Source organism: Reichenbachiella agarivorans (assembly GCF_025502585.1).
Lineage (GTDB): Bacteria > Bacteroidota > Bacteroidia > Cytophagales > Cyclobacteriaceae > Reichenbachiella > Reichenbachiella agarivorans.
Genome location: NZ_CP106679.1, coordinates 2,458,332 through 2,484,322 on the forward strand (window position 1 = coordinate 2,458,332; position 25,991 = coordinate 2,484,322).

Genomic DNA, 25,991 nt, shown 5'->3' on the forward strand with positions numbered 1-25,991 from the left:
GCTAATCTTTGGCAGCAGAAATATCATAAGCCTCGATGATGTCTCTCACCAATCTATGTCTCACGACATCTTTTCCATCCAATGTCACAAAGCCTATTCCTTTGACATCTCTTAGGATGTGAATGGCCTCACTGAGTCCCGATTTTTGTTTGGTAGGCAGGTCGATTTGAGACATGTCTCCAGTGATGATGACTTTAGAATCAGGACCCATTCTGGTCAAAAACATTTTGATTTGCATGGGTGTAGTGTTCTGCGCTTCGTCCAACAGAATGAAGGCATGATTGAGAGTACGTCCTCGCATGTATGCAAGGGGAGCGATCTCAATGACGCCAGTTTCCATGTAGAATTTGAGCTTTTCGGCGGGCACCATATCATGGAGTGCATCGTAGATCGGTCTCAGATAGGGGTCTATTTTTTCCTTTAGGTCACCAGGTAAAAAACCTAGGTTTTCACCTGCTTCTACAGCTGGTCTGGTAATGATGATTTTTTTAACATCTCGATCTTTGAGTGCTTTGACAGCCATAGCTACAGATATGTAGGTTTTGCCAGTACCTGCTGGACCTACTGCAAACACTATGTCGTTTTTTCGAGAACTTAAAACCAACTTCTTTTGGTTGTTGGATTTGGCTGCTATTTTGATACCTCTTGTGCCAAAAACCAAGACTTCACTTTCATCCTCACCAAATACGTCTTCTTCACTATTAATGTAGGACTTGACGTTGTTTGTGCTGATTTTTCCGAATTTGTGGTAGTGATCTACCAAGGAATTAAGTACATCATTGATCTTCATGATTTCTGGAGAGGGTCCTTGGATTTTGATCTCGTTACCTCTCGAAACAATCTTTGATTTCGGAAAAGCTGCAGCCAGCTCATCGATGTTTTCATTCCCAGAGCCGAGGAACTCGACGAGTGGAATGTTCTCCAGAATTATTGTTTTTTCTACCAAATGAAATACCTAATTTGCAGTGAAATTATTTTTTTGTGTAGCCAAAATAAACAATTTTTCCCCATTAGCTTCTATGGCCATCGTAACTTTTCTTTCTGATTTCGGACTTTCGGATCATTACGTGGCTGCTGTCAAGGCAAGTATCATCAAAGCGCACCCTCAGACTACTATTGTGGATATTTCACATCAGATCGCAGTGGGTGATGTGGGGCATGCGGCACATATTCTTTCTTCGGTTTTTCGTGATTTTCCAGAGGGGACGGTACATTTGATAGCTGTCTCCAATAGCAATGCTAAAATGACAAAGGCCGTTGCTGTCAAATTGGAAGACCACTACTTTGTGGGGGATGATTCTGGGATTTTTTCACTGCTCAGTGAGCAACAACCCACGGAGGCAGTTGATTTGCACAACGAGCAATCGGCTCACTCTACATTTGTAGCACGGGATGTTTTGGGAGCAGTAGCTGCTAGATTGGCCAATGGACAAGCAATGACAGATATGGGTACAAGTGTAGATGGATTAAATGAGTTTATGCCTACCCGATCCAAAGCCACCAAGCAGCAGATTGCAGGTAATATTGTGCGAATCGATCACTATGGCAACTTGATTACCAACATCATGCTGCGTGATTTTGCTGCGATTCAGAAAATCAATGATTATTGTCCTTTTGAGGTGAATTTTAGAAGGGAAAAAATAGACAAGATCAACCAAAGTTTTTTTGAAGTTGGGCCTGGAGAATGTTTTGTGATATTTGATTCACAGGGTAGGTTGCAGATAGGTGTGTTGCAGGGGAACGGGTCTGAGTTGCTAGGGCTGATGGTACACGATCAGGTATTTATAGATTTCAAGATATGATTGTACGTTGGGTCAAGTTAACCATAGATCCCAATAGGGTAGAAGAGTTTGTAGCATTGTTTACAGCATATAGGGATGATATTGTTCGGTTTGAGGGTTGTCAGATGGTAGAGTTGCTACAGGATGTGGATGAAGCCAATGTCTTTGTGACGCACAGCCATTGGGATTCTGAGGAGGCTCTCAATAAATATAGAAATTCAGAATTGTTTGGTCAGATTTGGCCTGCAACCAAGCTGTTGTTCATAGCAATACCTGAGGTAAGTAGTTATTTTCGAAAATAGTGGAATTATTTTTTTGATTAGGTATTGACTTAGATGCAAACATTAAATATGTTTGCATCCCTTTTGAAAGGGACGATTACCAGAGCCTAGGTTTTAGAAGTAAGATCAGGTTGTATAAATGCCCAGGTGGCGGAACTGGTAGACGCGCTAGACTCAAACTCTAGTGACTTCGGTCGTACCGGTTCGATTCCGGTCTTGGGTACAAAAACCGCTGTTAATCATCTGATTTTCAGCGGTTTTTTTATTGATTGCAGTTTTGGTGGCAAAACTTCTTTATTTTTATCCATTTCTTGGGCAGGCGACAATAACACTATACTAATAATTTTTTTAGTTTATAAGACTTTCATTGCCAGGCTTAAAAAGTCATCTGCAGTGATGATAATACTATCCTGTAAAGCGAGATCTAATAATTTCTCGCATTCCGTTATTTTTTTAGTCAGTTGTATGTCATCTTGACTTGGGTTGTGTTTCCGCTTGGGTGGTTGTGAACCAGGAGAATAGATGCAGCATTACAGAGTAACGCGTGTTGAAAGATATTCTTTGGATCAACAGCTGTACCTGCTAACTCACCTGTTGAAATAATACTATATCCAATTACTTTCATACTTCGATCAAGATACAAAGCAATCATTGCCTCACGATACTCTATATCAACAGGATAGATAGATCTTATGTAGCCAACAGCTTGTGAAGACTGTATTATTTTGAAATGTTCAATTTCATTAATGCGATTTAATTTGACCTCTATTTGAAAGATGAATTTGGATTCTTGAAGTGTTGTGACAGTGTTCCTTTTGATAAAATATTATTAGTGAAACATAATTTTATTTCCTGAACGCTATGGCATTTGAGGGAAGGAGACTTGCGCAAAGTGGATGTTAAAAAAATACCCGCAAGGGAGCTTGGGGACTGAGGAAAGATTTTTTGAATCACTTTGCTAGCATGTTCTTTGGGGAACGGTTATGCTTAATTATAGCCTTGCTCTAAAGTGTTCAGTGCGGGTTTAAGGTTAGAAGCCGTATCAAGGGTAGATCTCCATTTCATCCCCCTCCCCCCGCTAAACAAACGCCCCATGAATGTGGGTGGAAAGTTTATGTAAAGCCCTGTTCTTATACTTTTATCTTAATCTATTACAGGTAGTGAGCGATTTACTCCTTGCTATTCCAAAAATCAACATTTCTAAAATCACATCTTAACAATTCTAGAGAACTAGAACATTCAACACTTTCCACTTTCTCCCACTTTTCTTTTAAGTACCCTCATTTTTGTCGATTTGCCCTAAAAATTCACGCTTGTCAGTGGTGGGAATGTGTCGTTTTTGTATCAAAATTTTACTGTTTTTGAGGTGTTTTGGGAAAAAGTGGAGAAAAGTGGTGTGATGTGGGGAATTTTAGAAAATATGTTTTAGGTTTGTAGTGGTGGTTTATATTTTTCTATAACTCTATGGCTTTTTTTACAAGCGAGTACGAGTGTAAGTTAGATGCTAAGGGTAGATTGGCCTTACCTGCGAAGATCAAGGCTAATCTACCCGAAGTGTCTAGCAATGAGCTAGTTGTCATGAAGGGGTTTGATCCTAACTTGGTGGTATACACCATGCTGGAGTTCAAAAAAATTCAGAGCAAGTTTGCCTCATTAAGTGATTTTGATACCGACCAAAGAAGATTGAAAAGAAACTTTTTCCGCAGTGTTGCCCCCGTAGAATTAGACAGTGCAGGACGTTTTTTGATACCCAAAGCATGGATCGACCATGCCAAACTGGAGAAGAACGTGATTGTCATTGGTACAGGTAGTACTGTGGAGATCTGGAACCCTGATCTGTACAACCAATATTTGATTGAAGACAGTGAGGAGTATTCAGATTTGGCTAAAAAATTCCTAGATGAATGAGTGAGTATCATAACCCTGTAATGCTGCAAGAGTGTATCGAGGGGTTGGATATTAAACCAGATGGGATTTATGTGGATGTCACTTTCGGTGGCGGTGGACACAGCCAAGAGATTCTTAAACATTTAGATGCAAACGGTAAGCTGTTTGGTTTTGATCAAGATGATGATGCCAGAGCCAATGCCGAAATCATAGAGAATCGTTCTTTCACATTTGTGCAAGCCAATTTTAGACTCCTCAAAAAATATCTCAAGCTGCATGGTGTGACCAAGGTAGATGGGATTTTGGCAGATCTTGGCGTTTCATCACATCAGTTCAATACACCGACTCGTGGATTTTCTACTCGTTTTGACGGCCCCTTGGATATGAGGATGAATACAGCTCAAGAGGTTTCAGCCAAAGAGGTGATCAATGGATATGGAGAGAAAGAGCTTCATAAAATCTTTGGTCAATATGGAGAGGTGAGAAATGCGAAAACTTTGGCTGCCGCCATCGTTGTAGCTAGGTCTCAGCGATCCATTGATACAATAGGCCAGTTTTTGGAGGTGATCAAGAAGTTTGCACCCAGAGGAAAAGAAAATAAGTACTTCGCTCAGGTTTTTCAGGGCATCCGAATAGAAGTCAACGAAGAACTAAAAGCTTTAGAGGAGTTTTTGGAGCAGAGTGCCGAAGTATTGAAAGAAAATGGAAGACTGGTCGTAATGTCCTACCACTCGCTGGAGGATAGATTGGTCAAAAATTATATTAACAAAGGGAAGTTTTATGGTGAGGTGGAGAAGGACATGTTTGGCAATCAGCTCAAGCCCCTTCAATCCATCACCAGAAAACCCGTTACAGCAAGTGAAAATGAAATAAACCAGAACAACAGGGCACGCAGTGCCAAATTGAGAATAGCAGAAAAAATTTAATCATGGCATCCAACACCTACCGAAATCCCGACACTACCAGATCCACTGGTAAGAGAAGTTTTTTTTCGCTGCTAGAGAGTTTTATCAATGTAGAAAAACTCTTTGAAAATGGTCTGCCCATACAATTCTTGATGCCAATTCTCTATGTGACTGTTTTGTGTATTATCTATATCGGCAACCTGCATTTCGCCGAAAAAAGCATCCGAAAAATCTCTAAGCTACGTGTAGAAGTAGAAGACCTCAGAGCGGACTATACCACCCTCAAGGCGGACTACATGTTTACCAGCAAGCAATCAGAAGTCGCCAAAAAAGCCAAGAAATTGGGACTTTATGAAAGCATCGATCCTCCTTACAAAATAATCCTGCATTCAGATGAGTAGCAATAGGAGAACCATATTGCTTAGAGTCAGAGTGGCCTATTTGGCTATTCTGCTATTTTCTTTTGGGGTTTTGTACAAAATCGTGAGAATACAAACCGTCGATGGAGGAAAATGGAAGAAGAAGGCCGAATCTATCGGTTTGCAATACAGAAATGTAAAAGCAACCCGAGGTAATATCTATTCGGACAACGAAAGTCTGTTGGCTACTTCATTGCCATTTTATAAACTAGCGATCGACCCGTCCGTGCCTGACGATAAAGTGTATAAAAAGGGCATAGATAGCTTGGCCTATTTGCTGTCTCGGCATTTCAAAGATGAATCGGTACTCGACTACAAGCGAAAAATCAACAATGCTAGGATAGAAGGAAGGCGCTACCTGCGTCTCAATCGCCAGAAAATTAATTACCTGGACAAGAAGGAAATGTCCAAGTGGCCCATCTTCAGAGAGGGTCGTATGCAAGGTGGGGTTTTGTTTGAGAAGGTGGATGAAAGATTTCACCCTTTTTCGTATTTAGGATATCGTACCATTGGCACGACGGATGAAGAGAATCGTGGTACAGTTGGTTTGGAATATAGCTTCAACAAGTACCTCACGGGCAGGACTGGAAAGGCACTTTATCAGAAATTTTCTGGTGGAAACTGGAAACCAGTTTTTGACGGGACAGAAGTGAAGCCTAAGAATGGCTATGACATAGTCTCTACCATCAATGTCGATCTGCAAGATGTCGCAGAATCAGCCTTGGCAAGAGCGCTTTATGCCCATGATGCGGATTATGGTTGTGTGGTTGTGATGGAAGTGGAGACCGGAGAGATCAAAGCAATCTCTAACCTAAGCAAGAACAGTCGAGGAAAATACTGGGAAAGCTACAACTACGCAGTAGGTGATCAGGGATCAAGAGAGCCTGGGTCTACCTTCAAACTAGCGAGTATGATCGCGCTTTTCGAGGAATCTCGTATCAGCCTGATTGACTCTGTGGAGACAGGTGATGGGGAGATGAAATTTTACGATCAAGTCATGAAAGACCACAAGCCTGGGGGCTATGGCAAGCTGACTGTACAAGAGATTTTTGAGAAGTCATCCAACATCGGCACTGCCAAGCTGATTGTCAAAGAATTTGGAGATGACCCTTCAAAATTTACAGATAGACTCAAGAAAATGGGCTTGACTGAGCCATTAGGTTTTCAGATGGTAGGAGAGGGCAAGCCATATATCAAAACACCCAAGGACTCTACTTGGTCAGGGGTGTCTCTGCCATGGATGGCACACGGCTATGAGTTGATGATGACACCATTGCATACCCTGACGCTCTACAATGCCATCGCTAATAACGGCAAAATGATCCAGCCACTTATTGTCAAAGAGGTAAAGAGCGCAGATCAAGTTGTTGAGCGATTCAAGTCCAAAGTCATCAATCCAAAAATCTGTTCGGATGTCACTTTGGTGAAGGTCAAAGAAATGCTGGAGGGTGTAGTACAAAGAGGAACAGCAGCCAATATCAGTGATTCCTATTATCAAATCGCGGGCAAGACTGGTACCGCCAAGCACGTAGTGAACGGTCGTTATACCAACAAATATTATACTTCTTTCGCAGGGTATTTCCCAGCGGACAAACCCAAGTACAGTGCCATAGTTGTGATTGATGATCCCAAGGGATATAGAATCTATGGTAGTGATGTGGCAGCTCCTGTGTTCAAGGAGATTGCTGACAGGATATACGCTTTGGATATGGAGTTGAACAATCCGTTCCAAGGACAGGATGTGATGGCTGGGATATTTCCAGTAGTGCGTGCTGGCAACCAAGAGGAGTTGAGGAGGATATGTAATGAATTTGGGATTTCCAATCACATGGATACAGAGTCTACATGGACGAAGGCTAGCATATCAAACAATGCCATCAAGTGGAAATCTCTGGATGTGAATGAAAACGTGGTGCCAGATGTCCGAGGGATGACCTTGAAGGATGCCTTGTTTATACTAGAAAACAAGAACATGAAGGTCAAATTTTCGGGACTGGGGAGAGTTACCGATCAGTCGGTGCTACCAGGTGTTTCTGTCAATAACAACAACAGCATAGAATTAAAACTAGGATAGTGAAAATACTAAAGGACATATTGTACAACGTCAACCTTACCTCGGTGTCTGGCAACATGAACATCGAGATAGCTGACGTGTGCTTTGACTCCAGAGCGGTCAAGGCAGGAAGTCTTTTTGTGGCTGTCAAGGGTACCCAAGTCGATGGACATGAGTACATCGAAAGGGCGATTGCGAACGGTGCTGTAGCAGTCGTGTGTCAAGAAATGCCGCTGTTGCCAGATAGGTCGGTCACTTTTGTTGAGACTGCTGAGACACATAGAGCCTTGGGCTTTATTGCTTCCAATTTCTATGGCAATCCATCCAAAAAATTAAAGCTGGTAGGAGTAACTGGCACCAATGGCAAGACTACTACAGTCACTTTGCTGTTCAGATTGTTTAGGTCTCTGGGACACAATGTGGGATTGCTCTCCACAGTCAAAAACCAAATCAATGATCGCACGATCAAGGCCAGTCATACCACACCTGATCAAGTTTCTCTCAATAGGTTGTTGAAAGAGATGGTAGATGAAGGCTGTGAATATGCCTTTATGGAAGTGAGTTCGCATGCCATTGATCAAGGGAGGATCGCAGGATTGGAGTTTGCAGGAGCAGTGTTTATGAATATCAGTCATGATCACTTGGACTATCATTTGACATTCGACAATTACATCCAAACCAAAAAGAAATTATTTGATTCGCTGCCTGCTACGGCATTTGCCTTGGTCAACCTAGATGACAAGAGAGGTCAAATCATGACACAAAATACCAAAGCTACACAGTATGCTTTTGGTCTCAAGTTTATGACGGATTACAAAGCCAAAATCATCACCAACAGCTACCAAGGTTTGGAGCTGGATATCAATGGTCAGAGCGTGTGGTTCAGATTGATTGGCAAGTTCAATGCCTACAATCTGTTGGCGGTATTTGCGGTAGCAGATCTTTTGGGAGAGGAGCAAAGCGAAGTGTTGATGATGCTCTCAGGGATCGAAACCGCTCCCGGGCGATTCGAAGCAGTGAATACGGACTCATCTGTGCGGGCGATTGTGGATTATGCACATACGCCCGATGCGCTGGAGAATGTACTGCAGACGATAGATTCGTTCCGAACAGGGAATGAAAAGGTGATTACAGTGGTAGGATGTGGTGGAGATCGCGATCGCGAAAAGCGCCCAGTGATGGCTTCTATTGCTGCCAAGTGGAGTGACAAGGTGATTTTTACCGATGACAATCCACGCAATGAGAATCCAGACATGATCATCAAAGAAATGATGGGAGGCATAGGGCCGACATTTGTCAAGAAGACCCTGATCATCAGAGACAGGAGAGAGGCGATCAAGACCGCATGTTCGCTAGCCAGTGACCATGATATTATTTTGGTAGCAGGCAAAGGACACGAAACTTACCAAGAGATCAAGGGCGTGAGACACGACTTTGATGACAGAGCGATATTAAGAGAAATGTTAGAACTATTTAAGGACTAAAGAATGCTATACTATCTATTTGATTATCTCGAAAAAGAATTCAATCTGGCAGGCGCTGGGGTGTTTCAGTACATCTCTTTTCGTGCAGGTCTAGCGATAGCTTTGTCCTTGTTGATTACCATTTTCTTTGGGAAGAAAATTATAGAAATGCTGCAGCGGCAGCAGATGGGAGAGTCTATCAGAGACCTAGGATTGCAAGGTCAGATGGAAAAGAAAGGAACGCCTACCATGGGAGGCATCATGATTATCGCAGCGATTGTCATTCCTACTTTGTTGGTGGCTAAATTGGATAACATCTACGTCATTTTGTTGATTGTGACAGCACTTTGGATGGGGGTGATTGGTTTTGTAGATGATTATCTCAAAATCAAGAAGAAGAACAAAGATGGTCTATCGGGTCGCTTCAAAATCATCGGCCAGGTGATGATCGGCTTGATCGTAGGGATTACCATGGTCATGCACAGTGATATAGATGTGAGGAATTTCCCTCATTCAAGAGATACGACACTCAGGTTTGAAGAAAGATTCTCTGATTATGAGGATCAGAAAAGTACAATTACTACCATTCCTTTCGTCAAAAACAATGAGTTTGACTATGAGTGGTTATTGCCTGATTTCTTAGATCCATACACCGATGTTTTGTATGTGTTGGTGGTGATTTTTATCGTCACGGCGGTGTCTAATGGAGCCAACATCACTGACGGACTGGATGGTTTGGCAGCAGGCACTTCGGCGATCATCGGGATTGCTTTGGCGATACTCGCTTATGTATCGGGCAACGTGATCTTCGCGGATTACCTCAACATCATGTACATCCCCGGCTCGGGCGAAACGGTGGTGTTTGCATTGGCATTTGTGGGTGCTTGCGTTGGTTTCTTGTGGTACAATTCCTATCCCGCGCAGGTTTTTATGGGTGATACAGGGAGTCTCTCTCTTGGTGGTGTGATTGCTGTGATGGCATTCCTGATTAGAAAAGAATTATTGATTCCAATACTCTGTGGAATCTTCGTGATCGAAAACCTGTCTGTGATCATACAGGTGAGTTATTTCAGATATACTAAAAAGAAATACGGTGAAGGGAGAAGGGTCTTTTTGATGGCTCCTCTGCACCACCATTATCAGAAAAAGGGAATACATGAAACCAAAATCGTGACACGATTTTGGACGACTGGGATTCTGCTAGCGATTTTGACATTGGTAACATTGAAGTTGAGATAAGTGAATACGGGCAGCAAACATAGCATAGCAATATTGGGCAGCGGCGAAAGCGGCATGGGAGCATTGCGTCTGGCTGTGAAGCAGGGATTGTCTGTGTTCTTGTCAGACGGCGGCTCAATCGCAGAAGCCAAAAAAGCAGAAATCACGGCACTTGGAGCAAACTTTGAAGAAGGAGGACATAGCATAGAACTGATCAAAAAGTACCCAGAAGTTGTCAAAAGCCCTGGTATCCCTGAGAAAGCACAGATCATCAAAGACATCAGAGCAGCAGCGATCCCAGTGATCTCTGAGATAGAATTTGCCAGCAGATACACAAGCGCCAAAATCGTGGGTATCACAGGATCTAATGGCAAAACCACGACGACCCTCTTGACTACTCATTTGCTGAAAAGCGGGGGACTCCATGTCGAGTCAGCTGGTAATGTAGGAAACAGTTTCTGTGACTTGTTGTTGAATGCTACCCCTGACGTGATCGTTTTGGAGTTGAGCAGTTTTCAGTTAGATGATATAGCAGCTTTCAAACCTGATGTGGCTATTCTGCTCAATGTGACGGCAGATCACTTGGATCGCTACAACTACAAAATGGCCAATTATGCAGCGGCCAAATTCAGAATATTCGAAAACATGACTGAAAACGGTCTTGCCATCACCAATGCAGATGATGCTTGGGTCTTTGGTCAAGTAGCCAAATTAGCTACTCGCCAAAACTTGTTTTCGGTTCAAAACCGAATCCATGGTGGGGCATACTTTGATGCGGATCATTTGATTTTTGATACGGAGAAAGACATTGAAATCATCCCAACAGATGAATTGCCCTTGATCGGCAAGCACAATTATTACAACCAGATGGCGGCTATTCTGACGGCTATCGAGTTGGGTGTTTCTTTCCATGATATTGTGAAAGGATTGAAGACCTTCGTCAATGCAGCACATCGACTGGAGAAAGTGGCCGTGATAGAGGAGGTTACTTTCATCAATGACTCCAAAGCCACAAATGTCGATGCGGTGTTTTATGCGCTGGATGCGATGAATGCAGATGTGATTTGGATCGCTGGTGGTGTGAATAAAGGAAATGATTACGCGCAAATCAAGTCTTTGGTGCAAACCAAAGTCAAAGGGTTGGTTTGTCTAGGCACAGACAATGCACACCTGATCGATGAGTTTTCGACAGATGTCGAAAAAATAGAAGAAGTACAGTCTGCGGAGGCTGCTATTCACTTGGCTTTTGAGTGGGCCAAGTCTGGAGACATCGTATTGCTCTCTCCAGCCTGCGCGAGTTTTGATTTGTTCAAAAACTACGAAGATCGTGGTGCTCAATTCAAGGCAGCGACATTGAAATTAAAAGAAAGTCAATCTAAAACATTGCGATCATGATCAAAGAATGGACTGACAAGCATATCAAAGGAGACCCAGTGATTTGGTTCATTGTGATCACCCTGTCTGTGCTCAGTATCTTGGTGGTGTATAGCGCGACGGGTACTTTGGCCTACAACAGGATGGAAGGCAATACCGAGCATTACCTGATCAAACACTCTATGCTGGTAGGGTTGAGCTGGTTTGCGATGTGGGTCGCGCATAAGATTGACTATAGATATTATTCCAAATTGTCAAGAATGGCACTATGGCTTTCGGTACCCCTGTTGTTTATCACGTGGAAATTCGGGGTAAATATCAACGAAGCATCTAGGTGGATCACTGTACCATTCATCAATCAGGCATTTCAACCATCGGATTTGGCACAATTCGCACTGATAGTGACTTTGGCATCCATGCTCGCCAAGCGTCAGGACAATATTGATGACATCAAAGAATCATTGATTCCGATGTTGCTATGGATTGGGTTGATCTGTGGATTGATTGCCATGACAAACCTGTCCACTGCTGCCTTGATTTTTGCCACTTGTATGTTGGTGATGTTCATTGGTCGAGTACCGATCAAATATTTGGCTTTGCTGCTTTTGATTGGTGGGCTGGCAGGAGCTACTGCGATGGCGATTGGTCAGAGAGGTGGGACGGCAGTGCACAGGATAGAATCATTCCTCTCAGAGGACGACCTTCCTTTCCAGGCAGAGCAGTCTTACATCGCGATTGCCAATGGCGGATTGATCCGATTCGCTCCAGGCAAAAGCCAACAAAAGAATTTTTTGCCTCATCCCTATTCGGATTTTATCTATGCGATCATCATCGAGGAATATGGGATGCTAGGTGGAGCAGTGGTGCTGTTTCTGTATTTGGCATTGCTCTATCGAGGCATGCGCATGGTGTCTACGAGTGAAAAGACTTATGGAGGGTTGCTAGCAGCTGGGCTGAGCTTCGCGCTGGTTTTGCAAGCGCTCGTCAACATGGCCGTAGCTGTGGGATTGGTGCCGATTACTGGATTGACACTGCCTTTGGTCAGCATGGGAGGTACATCGCAGCTTTTCGTGGGCGTGGCGATTGGTATCATCTTGAGCGTGAGCAGAGGAGAGTTGGAGGATATCGGGAGTACACCTGTGACAGAAAATAGAGTAAGGAAAGAAAAATTGGGCGTAGCATAATGTCAGGAGATAGAACATATCGCATCATGATCAGTGGAGGAGGTACAGGGGGACATATCTATCCTGCGATTTCTATTGCTAATGCTTTGAAGGAAAATTATCCATCGACAGAGTTTTTATTCGTAGGAGCAAAGGGAAGGATGGAGATGGAAAAAGTGCCTGAGGCAGGTTATAAGATCGTAGGCCTGTGGATCAGCGGCTTGCAGAGAAGCTTGAAACTGAGCAACCTGATGTTTCCTCTGAAAGTCGTTGTGAGCATTTTGAAGTCTTTCTATTTGTTGAGGAAATTTAGACCTGATGTGGTCGTGGGAGTTGGCGGATATGCCAGTGGTCCCATGCTTTTTGCTGCTACGAAGAGAGGGATTCCTACTTTGATCCAAGAGCAAAATGGCTATGCAGGATTGACTAATAAATTGCTGGCAAAACGGGTCGACAAGATCTGTGTGGCCTATGATGGCATGTCTCGTTTCTTTCCCAAAGACAGAATCATCTCTACAGGAAATCCTGTGAGAAATGACTTGCTGAATGTGGATGAAAAGAAGGCGCAAGGCTTGGCTCACTTTGGGTTTGACAGTGGCAAAAAGACCCTGTTGGTGATCGGTGGTAGCCTAGGCGCACGCACGATCAACAATGCATTGGCCGAAGGCGTGGAGAGGTTGCTTGCGCAGGGATTTCAAGTGCTATGGCAGACTGGCAAAATCTATATAGATGAGATGTTGGAGCGAACTGCTGCTTTGACCAGCCCATCACTGAAAGTGCTGCCTTTTATCAAAGAAATGGATTTGGCTTATGCCGCGGCAGATGTGATCATTTCAAGAGCAGGCGCTTCGTCGATCTCAGAACTGTGTTTGGTAGGCAAGCCGGTTATTTTTGTGCCATCTCCTAATGTGGCCGAAGATCATCAGACTAAAAACGCCCTTGCCATGGTGTCCAAAGAAGCCGCCGAACATGTGTCAGATCAGGTAGCCGGACAGCACTTGGTCAACGAGTCGATCTTGTTATTGATGGACGAAGACAGGCAGCATTTGCTGATTAACAACATGAAAAAACTAGGCAAACCAAACGCCGCTAAAGATATCGCAAGAGAAATCATACAATTGGTAAAAGCATGAAGCTAGAGGAAGTACATAGCGTTTATTTTTTAGGGATCGGAGGGATCGGGATGAGTGCCATCGCAAGATGGTTTCATGCCAATGGTTACTTCGTGTCTGGCTATGACAAGACTTCAACCGTGCTGACCAAGCAATTGGAAACCGAAGGGATCGTGATTCACTATACAGACGATGTGTCTTTGATTTCGGATAAAATCAAATCAGACAAGGTCGGTAGCTTGATCATATTTACGCCTGCTGTACCCAAGGATTTGAAAGAACTGGCCTACTTCAGAGCAGAAGGTTTTGAGGTATTCAAGCGCTCGCAGGTGTTGGGGATGCTCACTCAGTCCAAGTTCACGATTGCAGTAGCGGGCACACATGGCAAGACAACCACTTCGTCTATGGTGGCGCATTTGCTCAAATCTATCGGAGTGGATTGTTCGGCCTTCATCGGTGGTATCATGACCAATTACAACTCTAACCTGCTGATCGGGACCAATGACGAGGTGATGGTGGTAGAGGCGGACGAGTTTGATCGATCATTCTTGACTTTGCATCCAGACATTGCCATTATCACGGCGACTGATGCGGATCACTTGGATATCTATGGGGATAGAAATGCGCTGAAGGATTCCTTTAAGGATTTCATCAAAAACATCAAAGCCAATGGGACTTTGTTCTTGGAAGAAAAGGTAGCCAAGGATTTGGATATCCATAGCTTGGAAAATGTGTCTGTCGTGACCTATGGATTGAAAGAAGGGCAAATCAAGTCGACAAACTTGACGATTGACAATGGGGACTTTTATTTCGATTGGGTATCTGCCAATCGCGAAATCAAAAACTTGAAACTGGCCATGCCAGGCTTCCACAATGTCTCCAATGCCTTGGCAGCTCTGTCTGCAGTGTCAGGCTTTGAGGACAGTGACGAAAAGATAAAAGCAGGATTGGCGAGTTACAAAGGGGTCAAGAGACGCTTTGAGTACATCATCAAGTCTGCAGATTGTGTATTCATAGATGATTATGCACATCATCCTGAGGAGATCAGAGCCTTACTGGAGTCAGTCAGAGCGATCTATCCCGACAGAGAAATAACAGTGGTTTTTCAGCCACATTTGTTCAGCCGTACCCGAGATTTTATGGACGGTTTTGCAGAGAGCTTGTCGCTGGCGGATCACGTGGTTTTGTTGGATATCTATCCAGCCAGAGAGCTGCCGATTGAGGGGATTACCTCTGATGTGATCAAAGAGAAAATCAACACAAAATCTGTTCATTCCTATGTCAAGGATGATGTCCTAGATTATTTCGAGGCACATCAGCCTGATTTGGTATTGACAGTGGGAGCAGGAGATATAGATACTTTGGTATTGCCTATCAAACAAAAACTAGAGAAGAAATGAATACACTACTAAAAATATGGAAGTCATTTCAGTTTGGCCTTGTCTTGCTTGGTTTGGTGATCATCATTGGGTTTACCAATGCGAGACATCATGATCGCTATGTCCGTGATGTGGTTGTCTCCATTGACAATCAATACAAGAACTACTTCATCGATCAGCAGGATGTGTTGAATCTGATTAATCAAGAGGGAAAAAACTACCTATTGACTAGTGACATTGGCGCGTTGAATCTCAAAGAGTTGGAGCAGCGCATAGAGAGTCACCAGTTTGTGGAAGATGCTCAGGCCTACATGGATTTGAGTGGCAATCTCTCAGTAGATGTGAAGCAGAATAGACCTATCGCGCGCGTGATTACTCGAAAGGGAGAAGACTACTACATCGGTACCAAAGGAGACATTCTGCCAGAGTCCGCTCACTACACTGCTCGCGTGTTGTTGATCGAACTGGAAAACGAGTTTTGGCTCTCGGAGTTCAATATCAAGGATTCCAAAGGAGGAGAAGAAGTGTTTGAGTTGCTGGACTTCTTGGTGCATGACAAATTTTGGAACACACAGATCGCAGCGATGCGCATCGAAAAGGACATGGATATCCTATTGTATCCACAGGTCACCAAGCAGATCATCGAGTTTGGAAAGGCCGAAGAATTGGAAAGTAAATTCAGGAGACTGAAGACATTTTATAAAGAAATTTTGCCTTACAAAGGCTGGAACACTTACAACGCAGTGAACCTTAAATACAAAGATCAAATAGTCTGTAAACAATAAATGGTATGGAAAACAACGACATTATCGTAGGTCTGGACATAGGTACAACAAAGATTTGTGCTATCGTCGGTAGAAAAAATGAGTTCGGAAAACTTGAAGTCTTGGGCATGGGCAAGGCGGTGTCTGATGGGGTCATCAGAGGCATCGTGACCAACATCGACAAGACCATCAATGCCATCCGCAAGGCTGTGGCTGATGCAGAGGAGCAATCAGGAATCGATATCCGTGTGGTCAATGTAGGTATAGCAGGCCAGCACATCCGCAGCTCTGTGCATCATGGATCGATCATCAGACACTCGTCTGACGATGAGATCACCATAGAGGATGTGAAGAGACTCACCAACGACATGCACAAGATCGTCATCCCTCCAGGGAGTGAGATTATCCATGTGATGCCACAGGACTACATCGTAGACTATGAAGAAGGAATCAAAGATCCCGTGGGGATGTCAGGCGTGAGATTGGAAGCAGATTTCCACATCATCACAGCACAAACCAACGCGATCCAAAACATCAACAAGTGTGTGCGTCGCGCAGGCTTGGAGATAGAAAATTTGATCTTGGAGCCATTGGCATCCAGCCTTTCGGTCCTCAGTGATGAGGAGAAGGAAGCAGGCGTGTGTTTGGTAGACATTGGAGGCGGTACCACAGACATCGCTATTTTCCATGAGAGCATCATTCGACACACCTCTGTGATACCATTCGGAGGCAACATCATCACTTCAGACATCAAAGATGGCTGCAATGTGTTGAATCATCAGGCTGAAATATTGAAGACCAAGTTTGGACAGGCACTCTCTGAGATGGCCAATGATAACGAGGTAGTATCTATACCAGGATTGAAAAACCGTGATCCAAAAGAAATATCAGTGAAGAATTTGGCTCGTATCATCGAAGCGAGGATGGAAGAAATCATCGAGATGGTACACACCAAAGTCATCACCAGTGGATATGAAAACAAACTGGCAGGCGGTATTGTAATCACAGGTGGAGGCTCGCAATTGGTATCTATCAAGCAGCTGTTTGAATACATGACAGGTTTGGATGCCAGAATTGGATTCCCTAACGAACATCTCGGCAAGAGCAAGGTAGACAGCATCAAGAGTCCCATGTATGCAACCTCAGTAGGGTTGGTACTATGTGGCTTCAAGGCGCTAGATGACAGAGACAACAACAGGTTCTTTGTTGACAATGCAGCGGTCAAGAGTTATGACAAGAGAAAACAAACTGATGCAGGATCGGATAGTATTTTCAAGAAGATCTTGGAAAAAACGAAAGGAATCCTGATAGACGATTTTGAAGAAAGAAAATAATAGCTCATTCACCGAGAGGTGAGGGTGGTACTATGAGGCTCAACAGATTAGATCCACTTAAAACAGCTATTGAATAAACAATAATTAAGACAGAATTAAACTAAAACAGACATGACAGAAGGTAGTTTTAAATTTGATTTGCCTACTCACCACAAATCGATCATCAAAGTGATCGGAGTAGGCGGAGGCGGTAGCAATGCCGTCAATCACATGCACAGCCAAGGCATCACGGGTGTAGAATTCGTAGTATGCAACACAGACTCTCAAGCGCTCAACGGGAGTCCAATTCCTAACAAGCTTCAGATTGGAATGAATCTGACCGAAGGTCTCGGGGCAGGGGCAAATCCTGAAAAAGGAAAGCACGCAGCGCTAGAGAACAAAGAAGAAATTAGAAACATGCTCAATGCCGATACCCGCATGGTGTTCATCACTGCAGGTATGGGAGGCGGTACGGGTACAGGAGCTGCTCCAGTCATCGCTCAGGTCTCCAAAGAATTGGGGATTTTGACAGTAGGTATCGTGACTGTCCCATTCAAATTTGAAGGGAAGAAAAAAATGCGTCAGGCCATGGCAGGTGTTGCAGCACTCAAGGCCAACTGCGATACCGTATTGGTCATTCTCAATGACAAACTGTTGGAGACATTCGGTAACCTGTCGTTGAACCAAGCATTTGCCCAAGCAGACAATGTATTGACCACTGCCGCCAAAGGTATCGCAGAGATCATCACCGTCCCAGGCTATGTCAACGTGGATTTTGAAGATGTAAAAACGGTCATGAAGGACAGTGGAGGTGCCGTCATGGGGTCTGCTCAAACTTCTGGAGAGAATAGAGCGATTCGTGCCATCGAGGAGGCAATCAACTCGCCATTGCTCAACAACCAAAATATCCAAGGTGCAGACAAGATTTTGCTATCGATCATATCAGGCGACAAGGCCGAATTGAAGATGGACGAATTGACAGAAATCACCGATTTCATGCAAGACATCGCAGGAGATGAGGCAGAGGTGATCTTTGGTCACGGTGTGGATGCCGAGCTAGGTGACAGCATCAGAGTGACCATCATTGCGACAGGTTTTGAACAAAACGATGATATAGAGTCTGTACTGCAAGAGAGACAGCAGGCACCAGTAGCTACTGCGACAGTGACACCTGAGATAGCAGCTACTCCGCCTGTGGTGGAAACCCCAATGGCAGCACCAGAGCCTAAAAAAGAGAGAAAAGTGTATGAACTAGAAAAAGGGTCGCAAGCACAAATCGAACTTTTTGCTAGAGAGGCACAGAAGCAAAATAGAGAAGACCGATTCGAAGAAGAGTTCAGATTGAAAATGAAGTCTTTTCAGTTTGAGAAACCTGAAAGACGTCAAGAACCAGAAATTTTTCACAGATCTTTTAAGCCAGCAGCAGAAGACGAGAATCAAGATCAGTTTGAATCCGAAATGCGTGAACTCTATCTAGAATCTCAAAGAAGGCAACCAGAGCCATTGGACGAACCATTGGAAGAGCTGGATGGCATGGCACATCCTCCATCAAGGAAAATCACCCTCATGGAGCAATCAGAGGAGAGAAGACGCAAACTCAATGGCTTGAATAATCATTCTGAGCAGGGCGATGCTTCTTCATTCAAAGAGAAATTTGAAGTGCCAGCTTACCAGCGCAAGAAAGTGGATCTGAAAAATGTACCCCTTTCTTCTGAGAGCTTTGTGTCCAAATACAACCTCAATGAGGAACATCAACTGGGTAGCAACAAATTTTTGCATGACAATGTCGATTAATTAGTACATCAAGAAATAAAGCGAAAAGAAGGACTGTCATGAATCAGGAGCTCAATCTAGAACCTGATACAGGACAGCTGTCTTTGAACTTTAAACTTAAAACTTCGGTAATCGACCAGCTTGCTCATCAGGCAAGTGATGGTAGAGGTCTGAAAGTTTATTTTCTGTCAAGTTTTCTTCTATGCGGGATCGTTTGGGCTTTTGAGCGAGCACATACGTCCCGTCATAGTTGATTTGAGGAAGCTAGCCGTGCCCTTTCATCCATCACAGATTCATTTCTTTTTTGCCTGATTTACATTTGCAAAGCGATTTATGATGATTGAGCTCTATCCCAATGATCCGATTCCAGATTTCCACTTTTAAAACTACTTTTACGCAAACAACATAGTCATGAAAGTAGTTTCGACCAACATCGCCCAGCCAAGAGAGATTATCTGGAACGGCAAGCCAGAGATCACAGGAATATTCAAAGAATCAACGTCTCTACCCATACAGTTGGGTACTACAGATGTGGTCGGTGATGCGGTGATAGATCGACGCTACCACGGTGGAGTGGACAAGGCCTGCTACCTCTATGCTGCGGATCACTATGACTACTGGCGTGCCCAGTATCCTGACAAGGAATTGCCCTACGGGATGTTTGGTGAGAATCTCACGGTGGAGGGACTAGATGAGACCAAGATGATAATAGGAGATGTCTATCAATTGGGGACTGCCAAAGTCCAAGTATCTGAACCGAGACAGCCTTGCTACAAGCTGGGCATTCGGTTCGATGACCAGGGGATACTCAAGAAGTTTGTAAACTCGACCTTCTCAGGAGTATATGTCAGGGTCTTGGAAGTGGGAGAGGTAAGCGTAGGAGATACTTTTGAATTGATCGAATCCGTAGAACAGGGACTTTCGATAGCAGAAATCTATGGACTGATCTATGCCAAAACCGCCGAACCAGAGACCATGAGAACCTTGCTGTCCGATCAGTATCTCCCAACGTATCTTAAGCTCAAATTGCTAGATAAACTAAGTTAATTGCCTCGGCTTGATTCATAATATATCAGCATGTCAGTGATAGTGATTTCTTTGTCATTGCGACAGAGGAGAAATCAAAGCCATCATCGTTTAGCATCTTTCTTAAAAATTCTCTTGGTTTTCTGCCAGATTGATTCTGGTTTTTTGTTGAGGAAGTCGCTCAGAATCTTACCCATTTCTGGTGTCCTCATGTAACCGAATGACTTGTGGGCGTTTTCTGTGATCCAATCTTTGTAATCGTTGTGGACGAGCTGGTCTATAGGGCCGACTCCTTTGGAATTGGGAGCAAAAAACTCTGCCAAACAGTGGTACACTGCAAAATGGTCGTCCTTGTCAGAGAGATTGTGCCAGTTGTCGATAGACTCTGGAGTTGGCAGCATGTCACCATCTTCGTAGGTGAGACCATGTTCTTTGGCGATGTTTTCTCTCAAGATCGGCAAGCCCAGTGGTGAGCCCATCGAAACAAAGGTGTCTATATTGTAGTTGCTTGTCAATCTGTGCAGCACGTCATAGCTAATCAATGACCCCATCGAGTGTGCCACGATCATGATCCGCTTGTGGCGATTTGTATAGATTTTTTTACTGAGTCGGGCACGAAGCAGGTTTTTGACAGGGATATGGTCGAGGAGCTGCTCATCGGTTTTATCGTCATCGTAGTAGGCAGCTAGATCTTTGAATGAGTTTCGGATTACCAAATCAAAAGGAAGCCTGTAGTTGGCCAGTCCGTTTTTGCTCAAGAATATCACCTCTTTGACCCTTTCTATGCTATGTTTGACAATGTGCCAAATGTTGTTTTTTACCTTGGGTGCTTGTATGGGCTCAGGCATGTAAGGTTCATCGATGAACAGTTCGTTGTCCGAATCTTTGACATTGGGATTGAGTGGTTGCGGATACATGATGTCCGCCCAATACACCATGGCAAAGTTGAAGTTGCTAGGTGCGCCTTCGGTTTTTTTGAGTCCTTCGAGGAGTGATTTTTTCCACCATAGTTTGATTAAGGAATGAGCGGGTTTGTTACCCAAACCATGGATGCCTATCACCAGTGTCTTTGGCTCTTTGCTTTTTCGGATATTAAAAAAACCTTTTGTTGACATGTCGATGCAGTCTTAAAGCTTGGCTTTGATTTTGTTCAATAGGTACTCGCGACCCAAAATCTCCGTGCAAGTCACCACAGCACTGATGGTCGCTCCGAGTACACCATGCAATATGATGTTTTGTCCTGTAAAGAACATGTTTTTCATTTTGGTCTTGGTGTTGATCTGAGATTTGAGAGGAAAATTATGGTCACGAGAGATACCATACAGCGAACCTTCTGTTGTATTGAGGTAATCCCTCTGCGTCAGAGGGGTAGAGGTTGAGTAGCTCTTGATGTGGCGCTTGATCCCAGGCATGAACCCTTCCATTTTTTCCAACAAAAACTGTGCTTTTATTTCCTTGAAGTTTTGGTAGCTTTCGTCACGGTCACTTACCTGCGTGGTGGTGTTGAAGGTATTGATCCATGGCGTCATTTCTTCCATCTTCATGTAGGCCATCACTGTGATGACACTGGTGTATTCTGGATTTTTGTTGTCAGGCAGGAAGAACACGGCAAAGTCCTTGCCCCAGTCTTCCAATTTGTAATCAGTGAGTCCCCAAACTTTGTCTTCTCTGAAGTTGTAAAAATTGGAATTGATATATTTCACCGTTTTGGGTTTCATTACCAAATACAGTGTGAATACCGATACGGTGTTTTCCAGGCCTGAGATTCTGCTTGTATAAGATTTCCGCATCAGACTTTGATCCATCAGTTTGATGGTTTCGGTAGGGTGCACGTTGGAGATGAAGATGTCTCCTTTGATTTGGCGACCGTCTTGTAGGGTGACACTCTCTACCGATGTGTCGTTGTGATTGATGGAGGTGACTTCTGCATTGCGGACGATGGTACCACCCAGATCTTTGATTGAATAGTTGAGTGATCGACTGATCTGACTGCCCCCATGCTGAAATTTGTATGCACTCATCATATAGGAGTTGATGATCAATGCATGGACATAAAAGGGCGTCTTGTTTTCCTCACCTGCGTAGAGGAGATTAGAGCCAGCCAGTACCTGCTGTAGTTTCGGATTAGAGGTGTATTGATTGATGCGCTGGGTGGCGCCATCATACATGTACTCTAGTTCATTGACTTTTTCGGGTAGGTCATAGACGTTGTAAAGGGCAAATTTTTTGCAGAGCGCTTTGATGTCGTGGATGTACCTGTCTAGGTTGGCTTCTTCGTCAGGAAAGAATTTGAGCAATTGGTTTTTGAAGTTTTCATACCCCTGTGCATGGGGATACTGGTTATCATCCCCGCCGAATGTGATGATGTCGTAGGCATTTTCGTCCAGTTTCATGACATCTATGTCCTTGTAGATGTCCATGTATTTGAAGTATGGATAAAGAGGCTGTCCTTCATCGAGTCCACCCACATAGTGTACTCCAGTGTCAAACTTGCCACCATCTCGTTTGAAGGTTTGAAGTGTACCACCTATCTGTGCATTTTTTTCTAGGATGCAGACGGATTTTCCTTCCATGGCGAGCATCATGCCACAGGACAAACCGCCCATACCAGAACCAATGATGACTACATCGTATTTGTCTTTTATCTTTTTCAATGTACCAATTCCCTTTTGTCTACAAATCTTCTTGGTTTTCTACTGCCTTTAGGCAATATCTCACTGGAAATATATGCCTGGGTATTTTGTTCCAGAATAGGATTGACGCGCAATCGCTGCTGAAGCAACCTTTGAGTATGTGCCACCACGGCAGTATCTAGTGTGTCGGGCAAGATCACTTTGAGTTTGTCCATTCCTAGTTCGTCCAGTGACAACTCTATGATGTAGCTGTCGATCTCTGTGATCTGATTGATTACATTCTCGATCTGCTGAGGAAAAAGTGTCGTGCCTTTGAGTTTGATCATTTGACCTTTTCGCCCTTCGATAGGTCCTAGCCTTGGGGTTGTTCTACCACAGGCACAAGTGTCATTGTGCAACCTTGCTAGGTCTCCTGTTTTGTAACGCAGCAGAGGCATGCCTTCTATGTCAAAGGGGGTTACGGTGATTTCTCCCACTTCACCATGTGCAACAGGCTGATTGTTCTCATCCAGGATCTCTACATACATCAGCTCTGGCAGCAAGTGACCACCTTGCCCCGCGCTACATTCTGTAAAGGCAGTCGCCATTTCTGTACTGGCATAGGTGGAGTACAATTCCACATCCCAAACCTCTTTTAGTTTTTGGTGGAGTGTATTGGCTTTGAAACTAGCATCTTTGATAGGTTCACCGATACACACTATTTTTTTGACGGATGTCTTTTTCGGGTCAATTCCTTTGGACAGCAAATAAGTTCCGAATTTGTATGCAAAAGAAGGTACCGCGATCAATACCGTCGGTTCAAAGCGTTTGATGTTGTCCCATTGAAAATCTGGATCTCCAATCCCAGAGCGAATCACGGTAGCTCCCAAAGCAGTCGCTCCCAAATAGTAGGCCATTCCTGCCATGAATCGCTTGTCAAGCGTCGTAGTGATCTGAATGATGTCGTCCGACGTGATACCACAGAGATCCAATGACCTGCATTCGTTGAGCGCCAGTCTGGCTTGGTCTTTTTGTGTCAGGGCTATGGTAATCGGGTCTCCAAGCGTCCCTGAGGTAGTGACATATTCGATGATTCGTTTTTTGTCCACTGCTAGGAAATCTGGATTACTCTTTTCTAGTTCTTCTTTGGTCGTGACAGGAATTTTGTGAATATCGTCTAGGCTTTTGATTTCGCTAAAGTCTAGTCCCAGTGTTTCAAACTTTTCCTGATAATACTTGGATTGGCGCTGGATGACTGTCAAATGGGATAGAAAATGCTTGTTTTGCAGAGAAAGAATGCTGTCTGCTGATGAAAAATCGTACGTTGTATCTATCTCCACGATGTGCCTACTTAGTAATAATGATGTACGCCACAGCATATTCTGCGGTGTGGCTTATGGATACAAAGATGTCTTTCAGTTCTGATTTATCAAAATATCTTTTGCTTCCACCCAGCAGGGTGATGCTGGGCACTCCCTCGGTGCTGTTTTGGATTTCAATCTCCTTAAAATCAGCACCCTCAACCCACCCAGTACCTAGTGCCTTCATGTAGGCTTCTTTGGCAGCAAACCTGGCTGCAAAGTGCTGCTCAGGGTGGGCTTTGCGCTGGCAATAGTCCATTTCTAATGGGGTAAAGACCGTCTCTAGAAATTTGGTATTGTCAAGTTTCTTTTTGAATCGCAGCGTCTCGGCTATGTCCGTCCCTATTCCGTAGATCATTCGCTGAGTTCTTTGATTTGCTTGTTGATGAACTGTCGGTCCTCCAAGTAGGCAATGTCTTTTTCCAGTGCTAGGTAATAGCTGTCGATGGCTTTTTGTTTCTCTCCCAAAGCAGCATAGTAGTTGCCGACCAATCGGTGTGTCTCATAGTATTCTGGGTTGGATTGGATGAATTGCCTCACCTCCAGACTATCCATTTTGGACCTCTCTTGTGTGTAGTAGGTGATTTGCGATTTCAAGACTTTGAATTGCTTGAATTGCTGAAACGCCTCGCTGGTATAGAAAGGGTCAGCTTCTATCGAGAGAGAATCAATGGTGACAACTGTGTCTTTCAAGTCTGACCATTTGCCAAAATCATCCAGATCATAGGCATCAAATACATTCTCCTGAAAAGGATAATTGGACACCCAAACGCATTTTTCTACATTGTCAAAGATCACTGCATGATGTGCGAGTAGTTGATTGATGGCCTTTGGGTTTCCCATCCCTAGGTCTTTGCCAGCGATCCCTGCTTGGTTTCTCAATATGTCCACGATAGTATTTGGGGTGACCTCTTGGAGTCGGTTGGTCAACTCTCGTGTACGTGTCATGCGATCTACTGATTCGGAGCTGTTCATGTGCTCGGTGTTGATAGGGAGGTCTTTGAGTTCGGGACTTTGGTAGTGGTTGGTCACAATCAGCGTGTCGCTGCTAGGGTAGTAGATACCTGTGTAGGTAGGTGCTTTTTCTATCACGGCCATTTTCTGGTCTTTGAGAGATGAAATGGTGAATAGTTCGGAGACAAAGCTCTCATATTGGTTGGCAATAGATTGGGCTTCTTCTAAGGTAGAGGCATATTGCAAGATATCTCTGGCGATGATTGATACAGGGGTGCCTGACTCGGTTGGGATCTCAGATTTGGCGGAGTTGAGGGTGATGCTCAGACCGTGTTCGTTCATGCCTGATACCACTCCACAGAATCCACCCCAGGTCACAGATAGGTATTTGTATCCTTCAGTAGGGTTGCACAGCAAGACGATCTTGTTTTTGGCAAACTCATCCCCGAAATAAAAGTCAAAATTGCGACCAGACAGCATTTGCTTTGTTGAGTCGTCAAAGTTCCACACACCAAGGGATGTACAGCCCACAAGGTGCATGTTTTGTACCGCATGACCTATGTCATGTGCTGCATGGTAATTGATGATGCGGTTGTATTTTGGGCCTATGAAGTCGTACTCATCTGCAAAGAACTCTGATACGCCATAGATCTCTTGTCTGTATTCATCTGGGATATACTGATCCAAATCTCTATTGAACCATGAAATGCCCAGCATGAGGAATTTTCTCAAAAACCATGAAGGTACATGGGCATTGATTTCGTCGACGAAGACTTCCTCTTGATCTTGGATCAGCTGACGATGCAGTATTCCTATCGTCCTGCCACGGTCGTATGCGCTGCCTTCGATGTAGCTCTCCCAGTTGCCATACTTGTTTCTTTTGAGCCAGCTATTACCCAAGCGGAAGTGAGAATCGCTGATAACCACTAGCTGATCACTGTTGATTGTAGATACAGGTGTATCTGGCGCGTCATAGATGACACGAGATACAAAATACCATGAGCCTGCTAGGATGAGGATTAGGAGTATAGCTGCAACGAGATAGCGTTTTTTCAATTCTATTTTTTTAATTTTGAACCTTCAAAGAGACGAAATAATGTTTTATGTCTTTAATCAGGATACAATTTTAGTGATTAATGATGTAATGAGTAGA

22 protein-coding genes, 1 tRNA gene and 1 pseudogene are annotated in these 25,991 nt (G+C 44.0%); 17 read left to right on the top strand and 7 right to left on the bottom strand.

Translation table 11 applies throughout. From position 1 onward, the window contains the following. Position 1 precedes the first annotated feature (1 nt). On the bottom strand, positions 2-946 hold the full coding sequence (locus N6H18_RS10250) for a PhoH family protein (protein WP_262308179.1): 945 nt from the start codon (positions 944-946) through the stop codon (positions 2-4). A gap of 73 nt (positions 947-1,019) precedes the next feature. Between N6H18_RS10250 and N6H18_RS10255 the strand changes: the two genes are divergently transcribed. The 3 genes from N6H18_RS10255 (at position 1,020) to N6H18_RS10265 (ending at position 2,285) form a co-directional block, all read left to right on the top strand. Then, positions 1,020-1,802, top strand: coding sequence for an SAM hydrolase/SAM-dependent halogenase family protein (locus N6H18_RS10255; protein ID WP_262308180.1), 783 nt, complete (start codon positions 1,020-1,022; stop codon positions 1,800-1,802). Next, complete coding sequence (locus N6H18_RS10260; protein WP_262308181.1) at positions 1,799-2,083, top strand: putative quinol monooxygenase; 285 nt, start codon at positions 1,799-1,801, stop codon at positions 2,081-2,083. The genes N6H18_RS10255 and N6H18_RS10260 overlap by 4 nt, the downstream gene beginning before the upstream one ends. Before the next feature lie 120 nt (positions 2,084-2,203). Further along, positions 2,204-2,285: transfer RNA gene (locus N6H18_RS10265), tRNA-Leu, on the top strand. Positions 2,286-2,415: 130 nt separating this feature from the next. Here the strand turns inward: N6H18_RS10265 and N6H18_RS18805 are convergent. Next, positions 2,416-2,882, bottom strand: a pseudogene (locus N6H18_RS18805) (JAB domain-containing protein). 644 nt (positions 2,883-3,526) lie between these two features. On the opposite strand from N6H18_RS18805, the gene mraZ reads away from it, so the two are divergent. The 14 genes from mraZ to N6H18_RS10335 all read left to right on the top strand — a co-directional run bounded on the left by mraZ (position 3,527) and on the right by N6H18_RS10335 (position 19,932). Further along, the gene (gene mraZ, locus N6H18_RS10270) at positions 3,527-3,970 is read left to right on the top strand and encodes a division/cell wall cluster transcriptional repressor MraZ (protein ID WP_262308182.1); all 444 of its coding nucleotides are present in this window, start codon (positions 3,527-3,529) and stop codon (positions 3,968-3,970) included. Then, positions 3,967-4,875 (top strand): 16S rRNA (cytosine(1402)-N(4))-methyltransferase RsmH, encoded by a 909-nt coding sequence (gene rsmH / locus N6H18_RS10275; protein WP_262308183.1) that lies wholly within the window; start codon positions 3,967-3,969, stop codon positions 4,873-4,875. The genes mraZ and rsmH overlap by 4 nt, the downstream gene beginning before the upstream one ends. 2 nt (positions 4,876-4,877) lie before the next feature. After that, a complete protein-coding gene (locus N6H18_RS10280) occupies positions 4,878-5,255 on the top strand; it encodes an FtsL-like putative cell division protein (RefSeq protein ID WP_262308184.1) in 378 nt (125 codons plus the stop codon). Then, positions 5,248-7,347 carry a penicillin-binding protein gene (locus tag N6H18_RS10285; protein WP_262308185.1) on the top strand — a complete coding sequence of 700 codons (2,100 nt, stop codon included), beginning with the start codon at positions 5,248-5,250 and terminating at the stop codon, positions 7,345-7,347. The genes N6H18_RS10280 and N6H18_RS10285 overlap by 8 nt, the downstream gene beginning before the upstream one ends. Next, complete coding sequence (locus N6H18_RS10290) at positions 7,347-8,810, top strand: UDP-N-acetylmuramoyl-L-alanyl-D-glutamate--2,6-diaminopimelate ligase (RefSeq protein WP_262308186.1); 1,464 nt, start codon at positions 7,347-7,349, stop codon at positions 8,808-8,810. Before N6H18_RS10285 ends, N6H18_RS10290 begins: the two co-directional genes overlap by 1 nt. Positions 8,811-8,813: 3 nt before the next feature. Further along, positions 8,814-10,028 (top strand): phospho-N-acetylmuramoyl-pentapeptide-transferase, encoded by a 1,215-nt coding sequence (gene mraY, locus N6H18_RS10295; RefSeq protein WP_262308187.1) that lies wholly within the window; start codon positions 8,814-8,816, stop codon positions 10,026-10,028. Beyond that, on the top strand, positions 10,029-11,402 hold the full coding sequence (murD, locus tag N6H18_RS10300; protein ID WP_262308188.1) for a UDP-N-acetylmuramoyl-L-alanine--D-glutamate ligase: 1,374 nt from the start codon (positions 10,029-10,031) through the stop codon (positions 11,400-11,402). Then, positions 11,399-12,565 carry an FtsW/RodA/SpoVE family cell cycle protein gene (locus N6H18_RS10305; protein WP_262308189.1) on the top strand — a complete coding sequence of 389 codons (1,167 nt, stop codon included), beginning with the start codon at positions 11,399-11,401 and terminating at the stop codon, positions 12,563-12,565. The genes murD and N6H18_RS10305 overlap by 4 nt, the downstream gene beginning before the upstream one ends. Continuing rightward, positions 12,565-13,677, top strand: a complete 1,113-nt coding sequence (murG, locus tag N6H18_RS10310) for an undecaprenyldiphospho-muramoylpentapeptide beta-N-acetylglucosaminyltransferase (RefSeq protein ID WP_262308190.1) — start codon at positions 12,565-12,567, stop codon at positions 13,675-13,677. Before N6H18_RS10305 ends, murG begins: the two co-directional genes overlap by 1 nt. Beyond that, on the top strand, positions 13,674-15,056 hold the full coding sequence (murC, locus tag N6H18_RS10315; RefSeq protein ID WP_262308191.1) for a UDP-N-acetylmuramate--L-alanine ligase: 1,383 nt from the start codon (positions 13,674-13,676) through the stop codon (positions 15,054-15,056). The genes murG and murC overlap by 4 nt, the downstream gene beginning before the upstream one ends. Further along, positions 15,053-15,820: a cell division protein FtsQ/DivIB gene (locus N6H18_RS10320; RefSeq protein ID WP_262308192.1), complete on the top strand. Its 768-nt coding sequence runs from the start codon at positions 15,053-15,055 to the stop codon at positions 15,818-15,820. The genes murC and N6H18_RS10320 overlap by 4 nt, the downstream gene beginning before the upstream one ends. 5 nt (positions 15,821-15,825) lie before the next feature. After that, the gene (gene ftsA, locus N6H18_RS10325; RefSeq protein ID WP_262308193.1) at positions 15,826-17,133 is read left to right on the top strand and encodes a cell division protein FtsA; all 1,308 of its coding nucleotides are present in this window, start codon (positions 15,826-15,828) and stop codon (positions 17,131-17,133) included. Between the two features lie 111 nt (positions 17,134-17,244). Further along, complete coding sequence (gene ftsZ / locus N6H18_RS10330) at positions 17,245-18,906, top strand: cell division protein FtsZ (protein WP_262308194.1); 1,662 nt, start codon at positions 17,245-17,247, stop codon at positions 18,904-18,906. A 390-nt stretch (positions 18,907-19,296) separates the two neighbouring features. Then, positions 19,297-19,932: an MOSC domain-containing protein gene (locus N6H18_RS10335; RefSeq protein WP_262308195.1), complete on the top strand. Its 636-nt coding sequence runs from the start codon at positions 19,297-19,299 to the stop codon at positions 19,930-19,932. 83 nt (positions 19,933-20,015) lie between these two features. On the opposite strand, the gene N6H18_RS10340 is transcribed toward N6H18_RS10335, so the two are convergent. Genes N6H18_RS10340 through N6H18_RS10360 form a run of 5 tightly spaced genes read right to left on the bottom strand, consistent with a single transcriptional unit; the run spans position 20,016 to position 25,894 of the window. After that, positions 20,016-21,026 carry an esterase/lipase family protein gene (locus N6H18_RS10340; protein WP_262308196.1) on the bottom strand — a complete coding sequence of 337 codons (1,011 nt, stop codon included), beginning with the start codon at positions 21,024-21,026 and terminating at the stop codon, positions 20,016-20,018. A 12-nt stretch (positions 21,027-21,038) separates the two neighbouring features. Beyond that, complete coding sequence (locus N6H18_RS10345) at positions 21,039-22,565, bottom strand: phytoene desaturase family protein (protein WP_262308197.1); 1,527 nt, start codon at positions 22,563-22,565, stop codon at positions 21,039-21,041. Further along, the gene (locus tag N6H18_RS10350; RefSeq protein ID WP_262308198.1) at positions 22,562-23,863 is read right to left on the bottom strand and encodes a phenylacetate--CoA ligase family protein; all 1,302 of its coding nucleotides are present in this window, start codon (positions 23,861-23,863) and stop codon (positions 22,562-22,564) included. Before N6H18_RS10350 ends, N6H18_RS10345 begins: the two co-directional genes overlap by 4 nt. Before the next feature lie 7 nt (positions 23,864-23,870). Then, on the bottom strand, positions 23,871-24,242 hold the full coding sequence (gene acpS, locus N6H18_RS10355) for a holo-ACP synthase (protein WP_262308199.1): 372 nt from the start codon (positions 24,240-24,242) through the stop codon (positions 23,871-23,873). Continuing rightward, a complete protein-coding gene (locus N6H18_RS10360; RefSeq protein WP_262308200.1) occupies positions 24,239-25,894 on the bottom strand; it encodes a C45 family peptidase in 1,656 nt (551 codons plus the stop codon). The genes acpS and N6H18_RS10360 overlap by 4 nt, the downstream gene beginning before the upstream one ends. Positions 25,895-25,991 lie beyond the last annotated feature (97 nt).